The 18,576-nt window shown below is 33.6% G+C and carries 9 protein-coding genes; all 9 read right to left on the bottom strand.

Going from position 1 to position 18,576, the window contains the following annotated elements; all coding sequences use genetic code 11:
• Positions 1–573: 573 nt before the first annotated feature.
• Complete coding sequence (locus JOOMADRAFT_RS19040; protein WP_008616317.1) at positions 574–3,060, bottom strand: glutaminase family protein; 2,487 nt, start codon at positions 3,058–3,060, stop codon at positions 574–576.
• A 252-nt stretch (positions 3,061–3,312) separates the two neighbouring features.
• Positions 3,313–4,011 (bottom strand): DUF3823 domain-containing protein, encoded by a 699-nt coding sequence (locus tag JOOMADRAFT_RS19035; protein WP_008616316.1) that lies wholly within the window; start codon positions 4,009–4,011, stop codon positions 3,313–3,315.
• Between the two features lie 194 nt (positions 4,012–4,205).
• Positions 4,206–6,092 carry a RagB/SusD family nutrient uptake outer membrane protein gene (locus JOOMADRAFT_RS19030; RefSeq protein WP_008616315.1) on the bottom strand — a complete coding sequence of 629 codons (1,887 nt, stop codon included), beginning with the start codon at positions 6,090–6,092 and terminating at the stop codon, positions 4,206–4,208.
• A gap of 106 nt (positions 6,093–6,198) precedes the next feature.
• Complete coding sequence (locus tag JOOMADRAFT_RS19025) at positions 6,199–9,333, bottom strand: SusC/RagA family TonB-linked outer membrane protein (RefSeq protein ID WP_008616314.1); 3,135 nt, start codon at positions 9,331–9,333, stop codon at positions 6,199–6,201.
• 645 nt (positions 9,334–9,978) lie between these two features.
• Positions 9,979–11,811 (bottom strand): glycoside hydrolase family 2 protein, encoded by a 1,833-nt coding sequence (locus JOOMADRAFT_RS19020; RefSeq protein WP_008616313.1) that lies wholly within the window; start codon positions 11,809–11,811, stop codon positions 9,979–9,981.
• A 399-nt stretch (positions 11,812–12,210) separates the two neighbouring features.
• Positions 12,211–13,527, bottom strand: a complete 1,317-nt coding sequence (gene fucP / locus JOOMADRAFT_RS19015) for an L-fucose:H+ symporter permease (protein WP_008616312.1) — start codon at positions 13,525–13,527, stop codon at positions 12,211–12,213.
• Positions 13,528–13,542: 15 nt separating this feature from the next.
• A complete protein-coding gene (locus JOOMADRAFT_RS19010) occupies positions 13,543–14,466 on the bottom strand; it encodes an ROK family protein (RefSeq protein ID WP_008616311.1) in 924 nt (307 codons plus the stop codon).
• Positions 14,467–14,635: 169 nt separating this feature from the next.
• Positions 14,636–16,825 (bottom strand): GH92 family glycosyl hydrolase, encoded by a 2,190-nt coding sequence (locus JOOMADRAFT_RS19005; RefSeq protein ID WP_008616310.1) that lies wholly within the window; start codon positions 16,823–16,825, stop codon positions 14,636–14,638.
• A gap of 7 nt (positions 16,826–16,832) precedes the next feature.
• On the bottom strand, positions 16,833–18,254 hold the full coding sequence (locus JOOMADRAFT_RS19000) for a glycoside hydrolase family 125 protein (RefSeq protein WP_008616307.1): 1,422 nt from the start codon (positions 18,252–18,254) through the stop codon (positions 16,833–16,835).
• Positions 18,255–18,576: the final 322 nt, after the last annotated feature.

Below are 18,576 nucleotides of genomic sequence, written 5' to 3'. Positions count from 1 at the left end.
TTAACTTTTTGACTCAAAGTGGCAGAGTTATAAATTTGAAGATTTCAAAATGAGGAAATGAAATGAAGACGGAAGTCCGAAGTCGGGAGACAGAATGCAGAAAAAGCAGTGTTCAGTAGACAGTAGGCAGTTTTTTTTCATTGTAACATCGTAACAGCATAACTCGATAACTTCTTAACTTTTTTGACTCAAAGTGGCAAAGTTATAAATGTGCTAATTTGGAAATGAGGAAATGAAATAAAGACCGAAGTGTTCAGTTGGCAGTTACAGTATGCAGTTTTTTTCTTTGTAACATCATAACAACATAACCCGATAACTTCTTAACTTTTTGACTCAAAGTGGCAAAGGTTCAGAGAAGTAAAGTTGTGATTGTGTAACATCGTAACTCCATAACAGCGTAAAATCTATAATCTTTTCTCTATATTCTTGTTTCCTGAACTTCAGACTTCAGGCTTCGGACTTTTCAATCTTTAAACTAAAAGAAAATCCCGTAAGCTATAAAGCATACGGGATTAATTACATACTATTTCAACTCCTGATCAAAAGGAGCTATTAATTATCAATACTAACTACTTATTTTTTCCATTTGTCATTCAATAACTTTATATAATATCCTCCTACAACACTTCTGGCTTGAAAACCTCTTTGATTACCGTTGGAAGTAAAATACCAATCGCTCATAGGAACTCTATCTTTTGTTTCTTTTGCATAGGTATATACAGGATCTGTCAATTCTTTAAACGTTTTCATATCATTACTTAAAGTTGCTGTCCATAAAATCCAATCAGATTTAGTATAATCTGCTCTACTATCCAACGAAATTCCATATTTATTTTGCTTGGTCAAATAATACGCTATTTCTTTTTTATAAACCGATTCTGGAAACAAATCAAGACCTATAACTTTATCCCACACTAAATTATATTTTTGACTCCAAGTGTCCATATTATCAAATGTAAGTGCGTAATGATCTCCTGCATCTGCCAATTTCATCCATTTACCTGCCATATCTTTAGCCATTTCTGTATATTTTTTAGCAATAGCATCTTTTCCTAATTGCTTTGCCATATATCCATAAGAACCTAAAGCTACAATAGCTTTAATAGATAAATTTGCATTTCTAGCCAAATGACCAGCAAAATCATCTGTACACAATTGATTTCCAGGATCAAAACCTTTTTCTGCTAAGTAATCTGCCCAAATTGTAAGGGTTTCCCAATGCTTTTCAGCATAAGAAATATCATTTTCAGCTTTAGTAATAGCAGCCGTAAGAATAATCATGTTTCCAGATTCTTCAACAGGCATAGGCTCTCCATATACCTCTCCATTTGCTTTTGGATAGGTTCCAATGTCATGAGCAGCAAAAGGTTCTGTGTGTCTTCCACTTTCAGAATAATAGAAAATTCCCGTTAACATCCCTTTTAAGAAATCTGGATTGTACAACAAATATAAAGGTGCAGAAGGATAAGTAACATCTACCGTATTGATACACCCATTACTAAAATTTTCTTTAGATAAAAACAATAATTCCCCCTTAGGACTTTCTACTAATTTATGTGCTGCAATACTCTGCCTATACGCTATTTCACATAATTTAGCATACGCTTCTCCTCCAGCATTTACTGCTTTTTCATGAAGATTTTGATCAAAAGTATTACATTGTGCTATAACTTCACTATAAGAATTTGCTGCTTTATTTAATTCTTTTTCTATTGAATTGCTCCCGTCTTTATTCCACCAAGGACGTAAATTCTCTCCAAAATATTGAATGGAGTACAAATCATCATATCCTAACATTATAACATGATCTTTAGTTTCTTTTACCGATTCTTCTGGAAAAATGGTGCTTAACATCAAATCTTTCCCCTCTGCTACAAACTCACTATTGTTTCCTGTTATAAAATCGGTTTTAGCATTAATAGCAGTACTTACATTTTGTGTAACCTTAGCAGATTTTGGAGTTGCTATATACAAACTCCCCCAGTCTATCCGTAAATTATCTCCTTTTTTTTCTAAAATGGGCTGCTCTACAGTTCCTGTTTTTATATAATCAACATCCGTAGTTTCGCCAGTTGAAGCAACCATTTTCTGACTCACTACATCTGATGCTAAAGCAGTGGATGCTCCAAAATAAACCTGTACTTTATGTGTATTTCCGTCATTAGATTTAGTCTTCATTGAAATATAAGAAACAGGTCTTGAAAACAACTCCAGATTATCCATAATTAATGGTGACGAAAATGTAAGATTTACATCCACAGCTCCACACTCTAAAACATAAGAAGTTTGGGTAGCAGAAACATTAAGAGATTTTTGTTTTGCAACAGTTGCAGTAGTTTCATCCTTTATTTTTTCTACAATTCCAGCGTCTAACGACTGTCCTCCTTGATTATTTTTAACATGAATAGCTAGTAAATTTCCTTTTGCTTTTAAGGCTTTAATAGCTTCTTTAGGAATATCATAATACTCATAGCTATCATTCCAACATTCACAAGTATATACCTCCACTCCATTTATATAAACTTCTACATTATCATCATGTCTAAGCTTTAAAAAAAGCTCCTCATAATTAGTGTTATTTAAGTCAAATTGTCGTCGGTACCAAATATGATCGGTTGTCCATTTTGTTTTTACTTGATCTCCATCGCCATAAGGTGCTGGTTTTGTTTCCCATGAAGAATCATCAAAATCATTAACTTGCCAATTATTATTCGGTTTGCTTTCTGTAATTTTTGCTTCATAAGTACTTTCTATCCCAGTAGGAACAATTGTTTTATAACTCGGTACATCATCCCCTAAAACTCGATACGAAACACCATCCACTTTAACCATTCCTATTAACGACTGGTTCGTTCCTGTCCAATGTTTAGTAGGAGATTGATTAATGTTGTCGGAAAAAGACCATATACTAAAATATGGATCGTGGGTTATTAAAGGATACGCTGAAGCTTGACGCGCATTATCTCCTTCTTTTGCTTGTGCTGTAATTACTGTTTTCTTTTCTTGTGTATTACAACTTGCAAGACATATTATTAAAATGATTAAAAAATTTTTATACATATACTTATTTTTAACTATTATACTAAACCATTCTGCTCTTAAAATAAAAAGTCTGCAGAAGACCGAAAGTCTGTTTACCTCAAATTCACTAATATATCTTTTTCCTCCCTTACCCTTCTAGCAAGACCTCCAAAGAAAAAGGAAAGATACATCCGTTAATCTGAGGCTAAAATTAATCCATTTCGACCTAAAACACTTCAAGATACTTAGAACAGGCTCTGGAAAATAAAACCCTCTATGGGGGAATCAAAACTACAGATCAATTTTCTCAACAGGAGAAAAAATCATATCCTCTACGCCTACCATTCTTACACCTATTCTGGCATATAATTGTTCCCTGTTTACAGTTGTTTCTGGAAGGTCAACACTTATATTTATGTTATTTAAATCGCTAAAATCTCCATCAGAAGCAATTATATTATAATCTCCATTGTCCGAAACAAACTGTGTTTTATTTACATACAAGGTAACACGCTCTATGTCTTTTGCATCGCTATCTGCAATTATTTTATTAATACTACATTTTCCTACAATGGTAGTTCCACTTTTAGTAAATTCAGCATTTTCAATTAGATAATAAGGTGTTACCTCTATATTCATTTCTGTATTTCCATTTAAATCAACAAAAATAGTATCCAATTGCTGCTCATTTATAATATTGGTTCTAAAAGGTCCTTGTCCTTTTACAAAAGCCAATCTATAATCTCCACTATACAATCTGGCACTAAACTTTCCTTCTTGATCTAAGGTCACTCCTAGAGGCGTTTCTTTCCCAAATCCAGATTGCCATAATTGAAAATCTACTTGGTTACTCCCCACTCTAATGGGCTCATTATTATAAACTACTTGCCCAGTAAAAAATGTATCGGGTTCCTCGTAATTATCTACTTTATCACAGGAAGCTAAAAAAGTAAGCGCTCCCAATATGAATATTGAATATTTTAATTTCATGTTTACAAGTTTATTTATTTTTCAAAAAATAGTAAGAATGTTCATTTCAATTTTACTCGATAATCGAGATTTTAATGCTCTGAAGCTTGTTTCGAAATGTTTTTTTAGTTTTTTCTTCTAATGCCTCGTGAGCTTGCTCCGAGGTAGTTTACTTCACATAATTAATAGACATTCCTCTTTTTTTCTAATTTCTATTACTGATTAGGATTTCTAATAATTTTAGGGTTGTTGTTAATAATATCATCTCCAATTTTAGAATAATAATTTCCAAGCCTAAAGCGGTCGGCTCCTGTTACCCTTGCTGGTTTTATAATTTTATAAATAAATTTTCCATCGTTTTCATTCCCTGGATTATATATTTTATAAGGCCAGATTCCATAAGGTTGGGTTTTACGTTTTAAAGGATCTCCAATGTTTTCTGTTACTTCGGAAGGACTAATAGGCGTTCCATCTAGTACTTTGTCTGCTATTCTCCATCTTTTGATATCAAAGAAAAAATGTCCTTCAAATGCAAGTTCTATATAACGTTCATGCACTATTTTATCAAAAGTTACATCTCCAGCTGTAAGTGGAGTTGTAATTCCGGCGCGACTCCTAATTTGGTTAAGATAATCTGCTGCTAATCCTCCTTGACCTAATTCAAAAGCAGCTTCTGCGGCATTTAATAATACCTCCGCATATCGGTAACGCATTTGCCAAACATCACTTTTAACCCCACGCTGACCAGAACCTGCTTTAGGATCTTGAAATTTACGAAGGTAAAATCCTGTTTGTGCAGTAAATTCTAATCCGTCTATTGGTCCATCAAAACCAACCACTTGCACAGTTCCTAAATTACCAACTTCTTTTTGTTGTCCTCTAGAATCTCCACTAATTATAGCTCCATCTGGCATTTGGTAACCTGCCCAAATATCGGTTTGTCGTCCTTTAAAAGACGAGCCTGGTAAAATAACTGTTCCCGCTAAACGGGCATCACGACCTTCAAAAATAGCTCCTACATTGTCATAATAAATAGGGTTTCCAGAAGCATCTACATTTGGTAAAGGCTGGTAAGTACCGTCTAAAGTTTCAAAAGATTGTACAAAGTTTAAAGAAGGATTTGTTCTGCCTCCAGACTCTTCTTCTGCTCCAAAAATAGGTTGATTTAATACTGTAAATTCATGTGTCTTACCACTCTGAAGTTTATAATCTTCAATAAAAATAACTTCAGGGTTTTCTACCTTATCCGTAAAAATACTGGCAAAATTTTCCGACAAATCAGGTTTCTTCTGATATAAAGCATACCCTCCTGCTTTTCCATCTATAATGTCTTTAGCAGCGGTTAATGCTTTTTGATAGTATGCATCTGCTTTAGCAGCAGGAATCCCAACTTCTCCTTCAGGTAAGGATACTTGAGGCGTACTTGCCCCATATTTAGCAATAGACCCTGCATACAATGCAGCTCTAGCTTCCATTGCCAGTGCTGCCGCTTTGGTAGCTCTAGATTTAGTTCCAACATTAGCTGGTAAGAAGTCTTTTATAGCTTCAGCTTCGCTAATTACAAAATCATAAATGGCAGCTTCCGTTTCTCTTGGATGCTGTAAATAAGATGGATCTCCATTGAAATCATATTCTTCAGCTTCCAAAATTAGTGGCACGCCCCCCATTCTTTTAACTAATTCAAAATAATAAGAAGCCCTTAAAAATCGCGCTTCAGCAATAAATCGTTGTTTATCGGCGTCGCTTAATTCTGTAGCTGGTTCACAACGTTCTATAAATAAATTAATATCTCTTATATATGCATAGTCCCAGGTACCCCAATCTCCATATCCAAATTCATTGTTTTGAAAACTACCATACCTTCCTGTTTCCGACCAAAAGGCAATATTGAATTGTGAAATAGATACCCAATCTTCAATATAAGCGAAATCATAATAACGGTTATACAAACCAGCAATAACCGATAATGTTACGGCTGGGTCTGAAAACACTTGCTCTTCAGTTAAAATATCGGTAGGCTCTCTGTCTAGAAAGTCTTCGTCTTTATTGCAACTAGTACTTAGTAGCGCTGCAGTAATTACTATATATAAATACTTTTTCATGTGTTTATTTTTATCATTTTTAACAGTCACATGGAACATCCAAATAATCATTTCAATGTGTGTCTAAAATTTAGACATGGATGTTTCATTATTATTATTTTTTATGTTAGATGGAAAGATTAATACCAACATTAATTACTCTATTTTGTGGGTATTGTAAACTATTGTCGTCCACAACTTCTGGATCTACTCCATACTCTTCCAAGTTGTCAAAAGAATATAAGTTGTAACCGTTAACATAAAGTCTCAGTTTTTGTAATCTTAATTTATCTAGTACCACTTGTGGGAAAGAATACCCAAGCTCCATTGTTCTTATTCTAAAAGATGTAATGTTATGCAACCAAAATGTAGAATTCCAATTGTTACTATGGCTACCATTATTATAGCGTAAGCCAGGGTATTTCCCAGCAGTCCACTCGCTGTTAGGATCAAAAGGGTCCTCTCTTTTCCATCTGTCTAAAAATATTTCTGCTAGAGCTCCTTCGTTTATAAATGGTCTTCTAGATTCCCAGTTTTGATTCCAAGAATAGCCTGAATTTCCAGAAAAATCTGCCGTAAAATCAAAGCCTTTGTAACCTAATGATAGACTCAAGCCATAGTTTATTAATGGTTGTGTTTGATTGTAGCCAATTGGAGTTTCATCATATCCATCTATTTTTCCATCCCCATTAACATCTTTGTACATTATATCTCCAGGATTCATAGAAGTATTCCCACGTCCATCATTATTAATTGGATAATTATCTATTTGTTCTTGCGATTCAAATTGACCTATTGCTGTATATCCCCAAAAAATATTATTATATCTTCCTTCTGATGAATTTCTGTACTCATCATAAGAATTACCAAACCTAGGCTTGTAACTCTCTAAGAATTTTGTTTTGGTATACGATGCATTTCCAGAAACCATTATTGATAAATCTCCAATATTTCCGTAATAAGAAAGCGAAGCTTCCGACCCATATACAGCATCACTATTAACATTTTCGTCTGGCAAAGAATATCCCAATTCATTAGGTACTAGCACATCATACTTTCTACCTCTTAAGCCAGAGCGCGCTCTATAGAAATAATCAAAAGTACCAGTTAACTTTCCGTCAAATAGTCCAAAATCTACTCCTATATCGGTAATTTCACTTTCAAACCAAGAAAGGTTATCTATAGGTTGCCCTCTATCTGTACTCGGTACTATTGGATTTCCGTCAATAATAACTGGAGTTCCTCCATAATTATATCCAGTTAAATAATCAAAAGATCCAATTCCAATATCATCATCTCCCAACACCCCATAAGAAGCCCTTATCTTAAAGTCGTTTACTATAAAATCATCTCCTACTAAATCCTTAATAAAAGGCTCTTCTGTAATTCTCCATCCACCAGAAATAGAAGGAAAAATACCTACACGCTTATCTGGAGCAAATTTCCAAGAAGCATCTCTTCTGATAGAAGAATTAATGTAATATTTATCTTTATAGTTATAGGTAAAGTTACCTACATATCCAATCCTAGCTTCTTCATATTCTGAATCGTCATATTGATCCATATCAGAAAAATATATTAATGGCAGTACATTTGTTCCTGGTACAGCATGTAAATATTGATTGGTTTCATTAATATCAATCCGCTCTATTAAGAACATAGCGCTTAAAGTATGCTCATCATTAATTACCTTATTATAATTTAAAGAACCTTGAAATACATTTTGGATTTTCTTGTGGGTAGTTCGCTCTCTAAAAGGATTGGTACTTCCTCCAGTAACTGTATATTCATCATTTTCTTGATCATACGTATAGGCATCATACGTATATTCATGTCCATTTTGCACTCTATCAGAAATAAAATAGGAATACATTCCTTTTGCTTTTAATCCATCTATAAAACCAAAATCGTATTCTGCAGTAAAGTTATTTTGCAATACTCTCCATGTATCTACATAATAGCCACCAACTTCAAAATTATGCAGTCCTGCATTTGTTTCATTATGACCAATATCATTTAAATATTCTGGATTATCGTTTGCATAAGGGCGCTCAAATGGTCTATTTCTTAAAATTGCAAAACGAGGTTGCCAATAATCATCATAACCTGGAATTCCTGGGTTTTTTCGTTCTTCTATTCTTCCATTTATCTGAACTCCAACTTTTAGATTATTAGTTATTTGAGCATCAACATTACTTTGGATATTATCTCTATTGAAAGTCCATTCATCTCCAAAAACTGCTTCCTGATTTAATTTTGTGTACGATAAATAGTAGTTTATTTTTTCTGATCCTCCAGAGGCACTTACATTAAAACTAGTAACTGGAGCATTTTTTTTCACTATAAAATCCTTCCAATTAAAAGATTGATACCCTTGTGCTTCTCCTATTCTATATTTTTCTAATTCTTCTGCTGTAATAGCTGTAGAACCAAACTCATTTACTTCCGCCTCTGCCTTACCAAGCATATATTCATAAGAGTCGTTTACAGTTTCAGGGAATCTAGTCCAGTTTTGCCAACCTGTATACGCATCAATATTTACGGTACTTCTAGCTCCTTTTCTTCCTTTCTTTGTGGTTACTACAACTACCCCATTTGCAGCTCTAGAACCATATATTGCAGCCGATCCATCTTTTAATACCGAAATACTTTCTATATCGTTTGGAGATAAATTATTAAACTGTCCTACATCTTGCTGTACTCCATCTATTACATACAACGGATTCCCCATATTTCTAATCTGTACATTTGCTGAAGCTCCCGGACGCCCATCTGGCATTCTAAAACTAACCCCAGGAAGCTTTCCTGCCAAAGAAGTACTTACCGTACTCCCTGCGTGTACATTCTGAATATCGCTGCTTGATACTGAAGAAACTGCCGCTGTTAAATCCTTCTTCTCCACTGAAGAATATCCTACTACAATTACTTCGTCCAAAGCTTCAACATCTTCTTTTAATTTTACATTTACTGTTGTACGGCCGTCTACAGATACTTCTTGGGATTTAAACCCTATAGAACTAATTACCAAAACTGCATCTGAAGCAGCTGAAATCTGATAATTACCATCAAAATCTGTGGTGGCTCCACTGCCTTCTCCTCCTTTTACCAATACATTTACATAAGGTATCGGGACTTGATTCTCATCGGTTACTTTACCATTAATTGTTACTTGATCTTGTCCATACAAATTAGACATCGCGATAAAGCAAAATGTTAAGGCAAAAACCAATTGTTTAATTTGATTTTTAAAAGTTGTTTTCATTGAATTTCATTTTTTTGAAACATTCATTTTAAGTTAGCTTGTAAGTAAATCTTGAATACAAAAGCTTGATAAGGCTTTTATCAGAATAAGAGTAAAAAAAACTTTAATTAAATTATCCAAAAAAAATAAAGTCGATTATCAATACCTCAATTAATTCTATTAAAAATTGATAATATTAAATTTTAAACTTTATTTTTTGCGATTTACTTAATTCAAAGTAGCGTATTATATGAATAATGTAGCTAGTGGTTTTGTTTCAATCTTTCGTACAAAATGTTCATTGTGTTAATTTTTCTTAAAATGAATGCAGAAATGAAACTATTTGCGGTATTGTGAGACAATTTGAACATGTCAAAAACACACCTTACTATACGGATTATCAGCTACTTATAAGCTAAGAATGTATTAAATATGCTTTTTAATTATCAACTAATTTATAATGCGCTAGAAAACGTCTAAAATTGGCTTATTAGACAAATAAAAACCTTGAAAAGTTAGCGTTATTTTTATAGGAATTTATAGGAGCAGAATCTAAACAAAATAACTCTTAAAACATACCGTTTAGAACCTAAAAAGCTCCTAAGAAAAATTCTTAAGAGCTTTTTTAGATCCCAAAACGGATGCTAATTTTATATATATGTATTATTAGTTAGTAAGTTCATTTATTACCTCTTGATTTATTTCACGAACTTTCTTAAAGTCCATTTTATCAACCTTCCTATCATAAGTCATAAACCCATTTACTTCTCCTTCAACATCGGTAGTTTGTGTGTAAACTGCTGCAGAAAATCCTGTTTTTACAAATCCTTTTAACTTCTTAGCATATTTAATATACTCCTCTGTTGTTTCTTTTGAATTTTTAAATTTTACATATCCCCAATTATTATCGGTTTTCCATAAATGTCCTTCTAATGGCAAGCCTATTCCTCCATACTCACCTAAAACAGTAACTCTTTGTGCATCATATAAATACATATCTGGCCCTGGGTAATTATGTAAATCTAAAATATCTCCTGTTTGAAAATGGTTACCTCCACTAGCAGAATTAATCAAACGTGAAGGATCATATTGTTGCGTCCATTCTGTAATTTCTACAGTTTTAAATTGTCCCCACGCTTCATTGAAAGGAACCCAAACTACAATGCTAGGATAAGAATATAAATAATCTATAATTTCTTTCCATTCTTTACGGTAAATCTGCTCAGATTTGGCGCTTCTTTTTAATGCTGTACCATCAAAATATTTTCTGTTTTGCCAAATTGGAGCAGCATCTCCGTTTGGCATATCTTGCCAAACCAAAATCCCTAATTCATCACAATGTGTATACCATCTAGCTGGCTCTACCTTTACGTGTTTACGAATCATATTAAACCCTAATTCTTTAGTTTTAACAATATCGTATTTTAAAGCCTCATCTGTTGGTGCAGTATACAGCCCATCTGGCCACCAACCTTGATCTAAAGGCCCAAATTGAAAATAATCTTTGTTATTTAACTGCATTCTAACAACACCATTTTCATCTCTCTTTTTAGAGATTTTTCGCATAGCAAAATAACTATCAACTGTATCTGTTGTTGTATCTCCACTTAAAAGTTTAACGGTTAAATCATATAAAAAGGGGGATTCAGGCGACCATAATTTTTGGTTTTCTATATAAATTTCAACTTCCTCATTAGCACTAGCTTTAGAAACCGCTATTACTTTGTTATTTTCTTTAATGGTTACCTCAATAATATCTCCATAAGAAGCATTGGTTAATAGCGGTTTAACTTTAATAGCACTATTATCTATATCTGGTGTAATTTTTAAATTTTTTATGCTTTTTTCTGCAACAGGCTCTAACCACACAGTTTGCCAAATCCCCGTTACGGGAGTGTACCAAATACCATCAGGATTTTTTACTTGTTTTCCTCTTGGCTGCGGACCATCACTTGTAGGGTCCCAAACTTTTACCGTTAATTTTTGTTCTCCGCTACTTAAAAATGGAGTAATATCAAACGAAAATGGAGTGTATCCTCCAGTATGAGAACCTATTTTTACACCATTCAGCCAAATATCCGATTTCCAGTCTACTGCTCCAAAGTGTAATAAAATATTACTTCCATCCCAATTGTCTGGTATGGTAAAAGTTTTATTATACCATAACTCATTTTCAGCACCTACTTCTTTCATTACACCAGAAAGACTAGATTCTACAGCAAAAGGTACTAAAATTTTTCCATCTCCTTTTTTAGGAGCTTCGCCTCCTTTTTTCTGAATACTATAATCCCATAAACCATTTAGGTTTTTCCATTCTTTCCTTACCATTATTGGCCTAGGGTATTCTCCTAAAACATTATTTACATCTATCTTCTCTGCCCACGATGTTTTTATTTTTTTTCCTGCGGGTTTCCATTGTTGCGCTACTGCCACAACACTAAACAGCAATGTTATCCCTAACAAAATGCTTTTTTCTTTAAATCTCAGTCGATTAATCATTTCTATTAAATATTAAAATAAGTTACAAAATTAGAAGGCTCTTTTCAATCCCTCATAGAGGGTTTAATTCCCCGACGTTCTACGTCGAAATGAGTTAAATTATTTTCCTTTGAATACCTCGTAGGCTTGCCTCGAGGTAGTTGATTTAATACCTTCACTATACAAATTCTTAACTTGTAACTCTTTTTTTATCAATTCCCGATGAAAGATTAAAAATTGAATGGAAAAGAGTTAAAATTTCAAATTCATAAAACCAAAGTGAAGAATTTTAATCTAGTAGACACTTCCCTTTTGTGTCAAAATTTCATATTTATTATTCAAAACCGACAAACTCAATGCTTTTAAGCTAAAAATTGCATCATAATGTTTAAAGAGGGAGATAAACCCACCAACGACAGATTATTGATTTGCTGTAATTCTTCCCTTATAAACACCTATAGAATAAAAGGCTATTAATAAAAAACAAACAGCTGGTAATATAAACGAAAAGTTAATTTCTGATACTCCTAAAATGCTAATATCATTTACTTCTGTTCCTCCTAAATCTATTAAAATACCTTGCAACTGCGGTAATAAAGCACCACCAACTATTGCCATAACTAAACCTGCAGCTCCTATTTTAGAATCTTCTTCACTTAAACCATTTAGTGCTATTCCATATATGGTAGGAAACATAATTGATAAAAATAAAGAAACCAATACCAAGCAATACAATCCTATTTCATTTTGAATAAACATAGTGGACAGACAGCAAAGCATTCCTAAAATTGCAAAATATAATAGCAAACGAGAAGAGCTTATAAATTTTAACAAATAGGTTCCTATAGCTCTTCCTATGGTGAATAAAATAAAGGCACACAATTGATAATTGGCTGCTACATCTGCAGTAATATTAATCCCTTCCGCATATTGGTATATGTATGTCCAGCACATAATTTGAGCTCCCATATATAAAACTAACGACAGAACGCCGTATACATAACGCTTGTTTTTAAATAATCCAGAAAAGGTTTTAGAGAGACTTACTTCCTCTTCTTTAGCCCGTACTTGCGGCATTTTACTTAACAAAATAAGAACTAATACTACTAAAACTACCAAGCCTAAAATTACATATGGATCTCTAATTACCATTAAATCTGAAGTTCTTATAAGTGCTTTTTTGGCTTCTGATAATGCTCCAAAATCATCAAAATCATCCGATTGAAGGTTTTCAAGGACAAAATACTTTGCAGCCAAAAGTCCGAGTACCAAGCCTACTGGATTAAAGGCTTGCGCCAGATTAAGACGCTGAATAGCCGTTTTACTATCTCCCATGGATAATATGTATGGATTTGCTGTAGTCTCTAAAAATGCTAAACCAAACGTAAGAACATATAAACCAAGGCAAAAAAACCAAAACTGCTCGTTAGTAGCTGCTGGATAAAACAATAATGCCCCAACTGCATAAAGAATCAAACCTATAATTATTCCTTTTTTATATGAATATTTACGTACAAAAAGTGCCGCTGGCAAAGCCATACAGAAATAACCTCCATAAAATGCCATTTGAACCCATGCCGCTTGAGAATTACTTAACTCCAAAACCTTCTTAAAGGCCTGTACCATAGGATCTGTAACTGCATTTGCAAATCCCCAAAGAGCAAAAAGAGACGTTATTAAAATAAAAGGTAGAAGTATTGCTTTAGATACTACTGGTGTTTTTTCTGTGGTTTTCATAGTGTAATATTAGTATTAAATTTCAGGAAGAATTGTTTTGATTTCATTCCAAAAAACATCGTTAAGGGTATAAGAAGCTCCTATTATATTTGCTACTTCAGTATTATCTATAATTTGAATTTTTAAGCTTGACTCTCCGTTCTCAAAAAGCTGTTCCAATCTAGGTATAAATAATTTTGAAGACTTGGCAATACTACCTCCTATGACTAATAAATCAGGGGTGAAATTATTAATATAGGGCAGCATATACTCATAAAAATTGTCGCTAAACTCTGTAAATATTTCTTTTGCCGCATCTTCATTCTCCTCAATAATGCTTTTTACCCCATGTATTGTTTTCACCCCGAATTTATCTTGATATTTACTTAGAAACCATCTGGTAGAGAAATAATCATCAGAAATCCCTTCTTTGTATTCTTTATCCCAAAGACATCCATTTTCTGGCACCCTATCTCCTGTTAATACAGGCATCATTCCATCAAAAAATGCAGCCCCAAAACCAGTTCCTAAAGTAACCGCTATTACTTTTTTATCTGAAGAAACACCCCCTGTTAAGATACTCCCCAAACCAAATGAAGAAGCATCATTTAAAAACCGAAGCTTTAAATCTTGTCTAGACAGGTATTTTGGTAATTCTTCTACAACAGAAACATTATAAAGCGCCTCATACTTATCGTTTATTTCAAACATAGCTATCCCTTCTTTATACTTAAATGGTCCAGGCATAGCAAAACTGATTCCTTCTACTGTTTCTTCTATAATGGAAGCGAGGGTTTTATTAATACAATTCCCCCAAGTTTTTAAGATGTTTTCCTTACTATCTTTGGAGTTTACCTCCTGTTTAAAGTATGTTTTTGAAAGTGTTTTGTGGGTTTTCATATCAACCGCTGCGCAGGAAATATGACTCCCCCCTATATCCACTCCAATTGCTATTGGCATTTTTTATTATTTAAATTTGATAATTCAGTTCTTAAATCCCTCATTGAGGGTTTTTATTCCCAAGAGCCTGTCCAGAGTATACCGAATGGCTCTACGTCAAAATGGATTAAAATATTTTCCTTTAACTACCTCGTAGGCTTGCCTCGAGGTAGTTGATTGGTAATCCGCACTATTCCGTTTCCAATTCTAGTGATCCTCCTTCTACAAAAAGGGAATGAGGAATAAAGTATCCATCTATTTTTTTTGTATTAACATTTATTGCTTTTAATTTTCTCTTTGCTGAATTTGCTTTGATCTTTAAAAGCTTATTGGTTGAAGTTTTTATACTTACTTCATCAAAAAGAGGAATGCTCACTAAATATTCGGCATCAGATGGTGAAAAAGGATAGAGTCCCATTGCACTAAAAACATACCATGAAGACATTTCTCCTGCATCATCCATTCCAGGCAATGCCAATCCATGTTCTCCCGTTCCGTAATAATCTTTTAAAAGCGCATCTATTACTTTTTGAGATTTATAGGGCTTATCTACAAAATAATATGAGAAAGGAGCCTCATGTCCTGGTTGATTTCCTTGACAGTATTGCCCCATAAAGCTAGATACATTTCTTGCAATATGCTCTGGATTCCAAGGAGTAGTAAATAAAGAATCTAATTTGGCTTCAAAAGGAGCTGCGCCTCCATACAATGCCACAAGTCCTTGCATATCATGAGGCGTATAAAAAGAAACCTGCCATGCATTTGCCTCTCTATACATATATTCATAATATGGATATTGCGGATCAAATGGAGTAATCCAATCCCCATTTTCCAAGCGCCCTCTCATAAAGTTGGTTGCAGTATCAAAAACATTTTTATAATTTTTGGAACGCGCCAATAAGTCTTTATAATGCGCTTCATCGTTCATTTCTTTTGCTAATTGTGCTAAGGAATAATCGTCGTAAGCATATTCTAAAGTTTTAGAAACTCCCGCCTTTGCTTTGGTCTCCACATGTGCATTTTCCACCTTAGGGTCAGAAATATATCCCTTTTCAATATATTCTGCTATAAAAGGTCTTGTTCCTCCTTCTTTGTAAGCATTGTTTAATAATAATTGATATGCTTTTTCAACATCAAAATTATTCAAACCTCTTTTATAAGCTCCTGTTATGTAGGAAGCAGCATGGTCTCCATGAAAGAAAGTAGGAATAAAATCTCGTATTTCTCCTCTATCAATTAATGAAGAAATAATATCGTTGCTTACTTTAGGGGAAAATAAATCTAATAAAACCACTTTATTTCGGTACGTATCCCATAAAGAAGGAATGGTATAATATTGAAAGTCTTTTTGTTGGGTTTTTCCTGCATCATCGGTAAACTCCCCATTGATATCGCTTCTAAGTGCTGGCCATAAAAAAGATCTGTAAAAAGACGTATAAAACATTTCCTTTTCCTTTTTACTCCCTCCAGAAACTTCAATTTTAGAGAGTAAGGTTTCCCAAACTGCATTTCCAGATTGTTTTATTTCTTCCAAAGTTTTATTTCCAATCTCTTGAGTCAGATTTTCCTTCGCGTTAGCTATACTTACAAAAGATAAACCTATTTTTAGAACAACAGGATTTGCATCGTCAGATACGCTTATTAACGCATAACCATTGCTTGCTCCTTCATTCTTTTTTTCTATTCCTGATGTTTGCTGACTCACTTCTGCATAAAAATAGATCTTTTCTCTTCCCATTTGTTGAAAGCCACTCACTCCATTTTTACCTACCAAATTAATCTCCCAATTATCTACATGATTATTAGAACGACCTAAGTCGAAAAGAAGCTTTCTCCCCTGATTATTCTCAAAAGTATATTGATGAATTCCGCTTCGTAAAGTGGAACTTAATTTTACATCCACTTTATAATCTTCTAGAAAAACCTCATAATAGGCAGGAGAAGCATTTTCTTTTTTATGACTAAAAGAAGATTTAAAAGGATAGGTAGCATTTGCTGCAACAGGTAAAATAGGAATATTACATAGATTCCAATGACCTTTATTGGTATGAGTAAACCCTATAATTTCTGTGTCTTCATACTCATACCCTGCTCCAGAACCGTATTTGGTAATAGGACTTAATTGCACCATAGCATTGGGTAAAGACGAGCCAGGATACGTTAATCCTGCCCATACTCGCCAATCTTTTGGAGGTGTATATCCAATAGCTTTAGGGTCTGTTAAAGGGGCTGTTCCTATAAAAGGATTTACATAGGAAGTATAATTTACTTGCTCTTGATCTCCTTTATTATCTTCCGCAGCTTGTTTATTACAAGACGCAAAAAAGAGAGAAACTAGGAGTATACTTCTCCATAGGTTTTTCACTTTTATAATTTTCATAGTAGGTTTATTTTAATAATTCAGGGTTGGTTTTGTAGGTTTCCCATAGTAACTCTCCAAATAAAGTATTTGCCCATGCAAACCAAGATCTAGAAAAGTCTTTTGGATTATCCTTGTGGAACGACTCATGCATAAAACCTGTATCTCCGTGTGTATTCTTTAAGGTCTGAATAGACTCTCTAATTTCTTCTGAATCGCTACTAGTTAATCCTTTCATTATAATCGACATTGGCCATACCATATCCATTCCTACATGAGGACCACCAATTCCTTCGGCTGCTTTCCCCTTAAAGAAAAATGGATTATCTAAAGACCATACAAAACGTCTTGTATTCTGATAGGTTTTATCATTTACATCTATGGCATCCAAATACGGTAGCGCTAGTAAACTAGGTACATTTGCATCGTCCATAAGTAAATGATTCCCATAACCATCAATTTCAAATGCATAAATATCTCCATGTTTTGGATGGTTAACAATAGCATATTTCTGCAAAGCCATTTCAACCTCTTTACTTAAAGCTATTAATTGATTTGCTAAATCTACATCCCCATGAATTTCTGAAACCATTTCTGCTGCTTGCTTTAAACTAACTACAGCAAAAAAGTTTGAAGGAATTAAAAAGGAAAATACGGTAGCATCGTCACTTGGTCTAAAAGCAGAACAAATTAAACCTATTGGTTTAACAGGGTAGCCATAACCTCTTAATGCTCTCGTATCTGTAGCATGTGGAGTTTCTCGCATAAAAGAATAAGGTCCAGGGTTTTCTTTTTGCTGCTGCTCCTTAAATGTTTTCAAGGTTGCTTGAATTGCTTTTTTCCATTCTGCTCCAAAAAGCGTTTTTTCGCCTGTTTTTTTCCAATAATTATAAGCTAATCTAATTGGATAACACAAAGAATCAATTTCATATTTACGCTCATGAACCCCAGGTTTCATATCGGTATAATCACTCGCCCATTCTCCTCTTTTATTTGGATCATCGTAAAAAGCATTCGCATAGGGATCCTTTATAATATAGCTGGTTTGTCTGTTAATTACCCCAGCTATTAAATCTTTTAAATGTGCATCTTCATCTATAAAAGCCATATAAGGCCATACTTGAGCAGAACTATCTCTAAGCCACATAGCGTCTATATCTCCAGTAATAACATACGTATCTGGCTTACCATTTTCATTAGAAAAAGTAACTGTAGTATCTAAAGTATTAGGAAAACAGTTGTTAAATAACCATGTTAATTCTTCATCTTTTACGTTTTTCGAAAACTCTTTTATTGCTTTTTCAATACTCTTACTCGTAAAGTTTCGCTGATTCTCTGCTACTCTAACTGTTGGAAATTGTTTTATTGGTGCAGCTGTTAAATCTATTGGGTTTAGAAAAGCTAAACTCCCTGCCATGGCGGTGTTTTGTATAAATTTTCTTCTTTGCATACTAAATATCCTTTATTAATCTAGACCTTCCCTCTCTTTAAGTCTTCTTACAACCTTTATAAGTATTACCTTACTTAATTGTATTGACATATAGGCTGCTTGTATGAGAGGTAGTTTTCTAGTAGATTAGTTGGTTTTTATTTTACAGTTAACATAAATTTTACAAACGCAATATACTAAAACGTTTTAGTTTTGAAAAAAATAATTTAATTTTTAATTATTTTCATTAATGTTCAGTAGGTAAAGGGGCAAAGTTGTAAATGAATCAATTTGGAAATTTGAAAATGAGCCAATTTGAAAATGTAAAATAAGTAATAAAAAT

The sequence above is a fragment of the Galbibacter orientalis DSM 19592 genome (assembly GCF_000260115.1).
GTDB classification, from domain to species: domain Bacteria; phylum Bacteroidota; class Bacteroidia; order Flavobacteriales; family Flavobacteriaceae; genus Galbibacter; species Galbibacter orientalis.
This window is presented reverse-complemented; position numbering and strand designations above follow the sequence as displayed.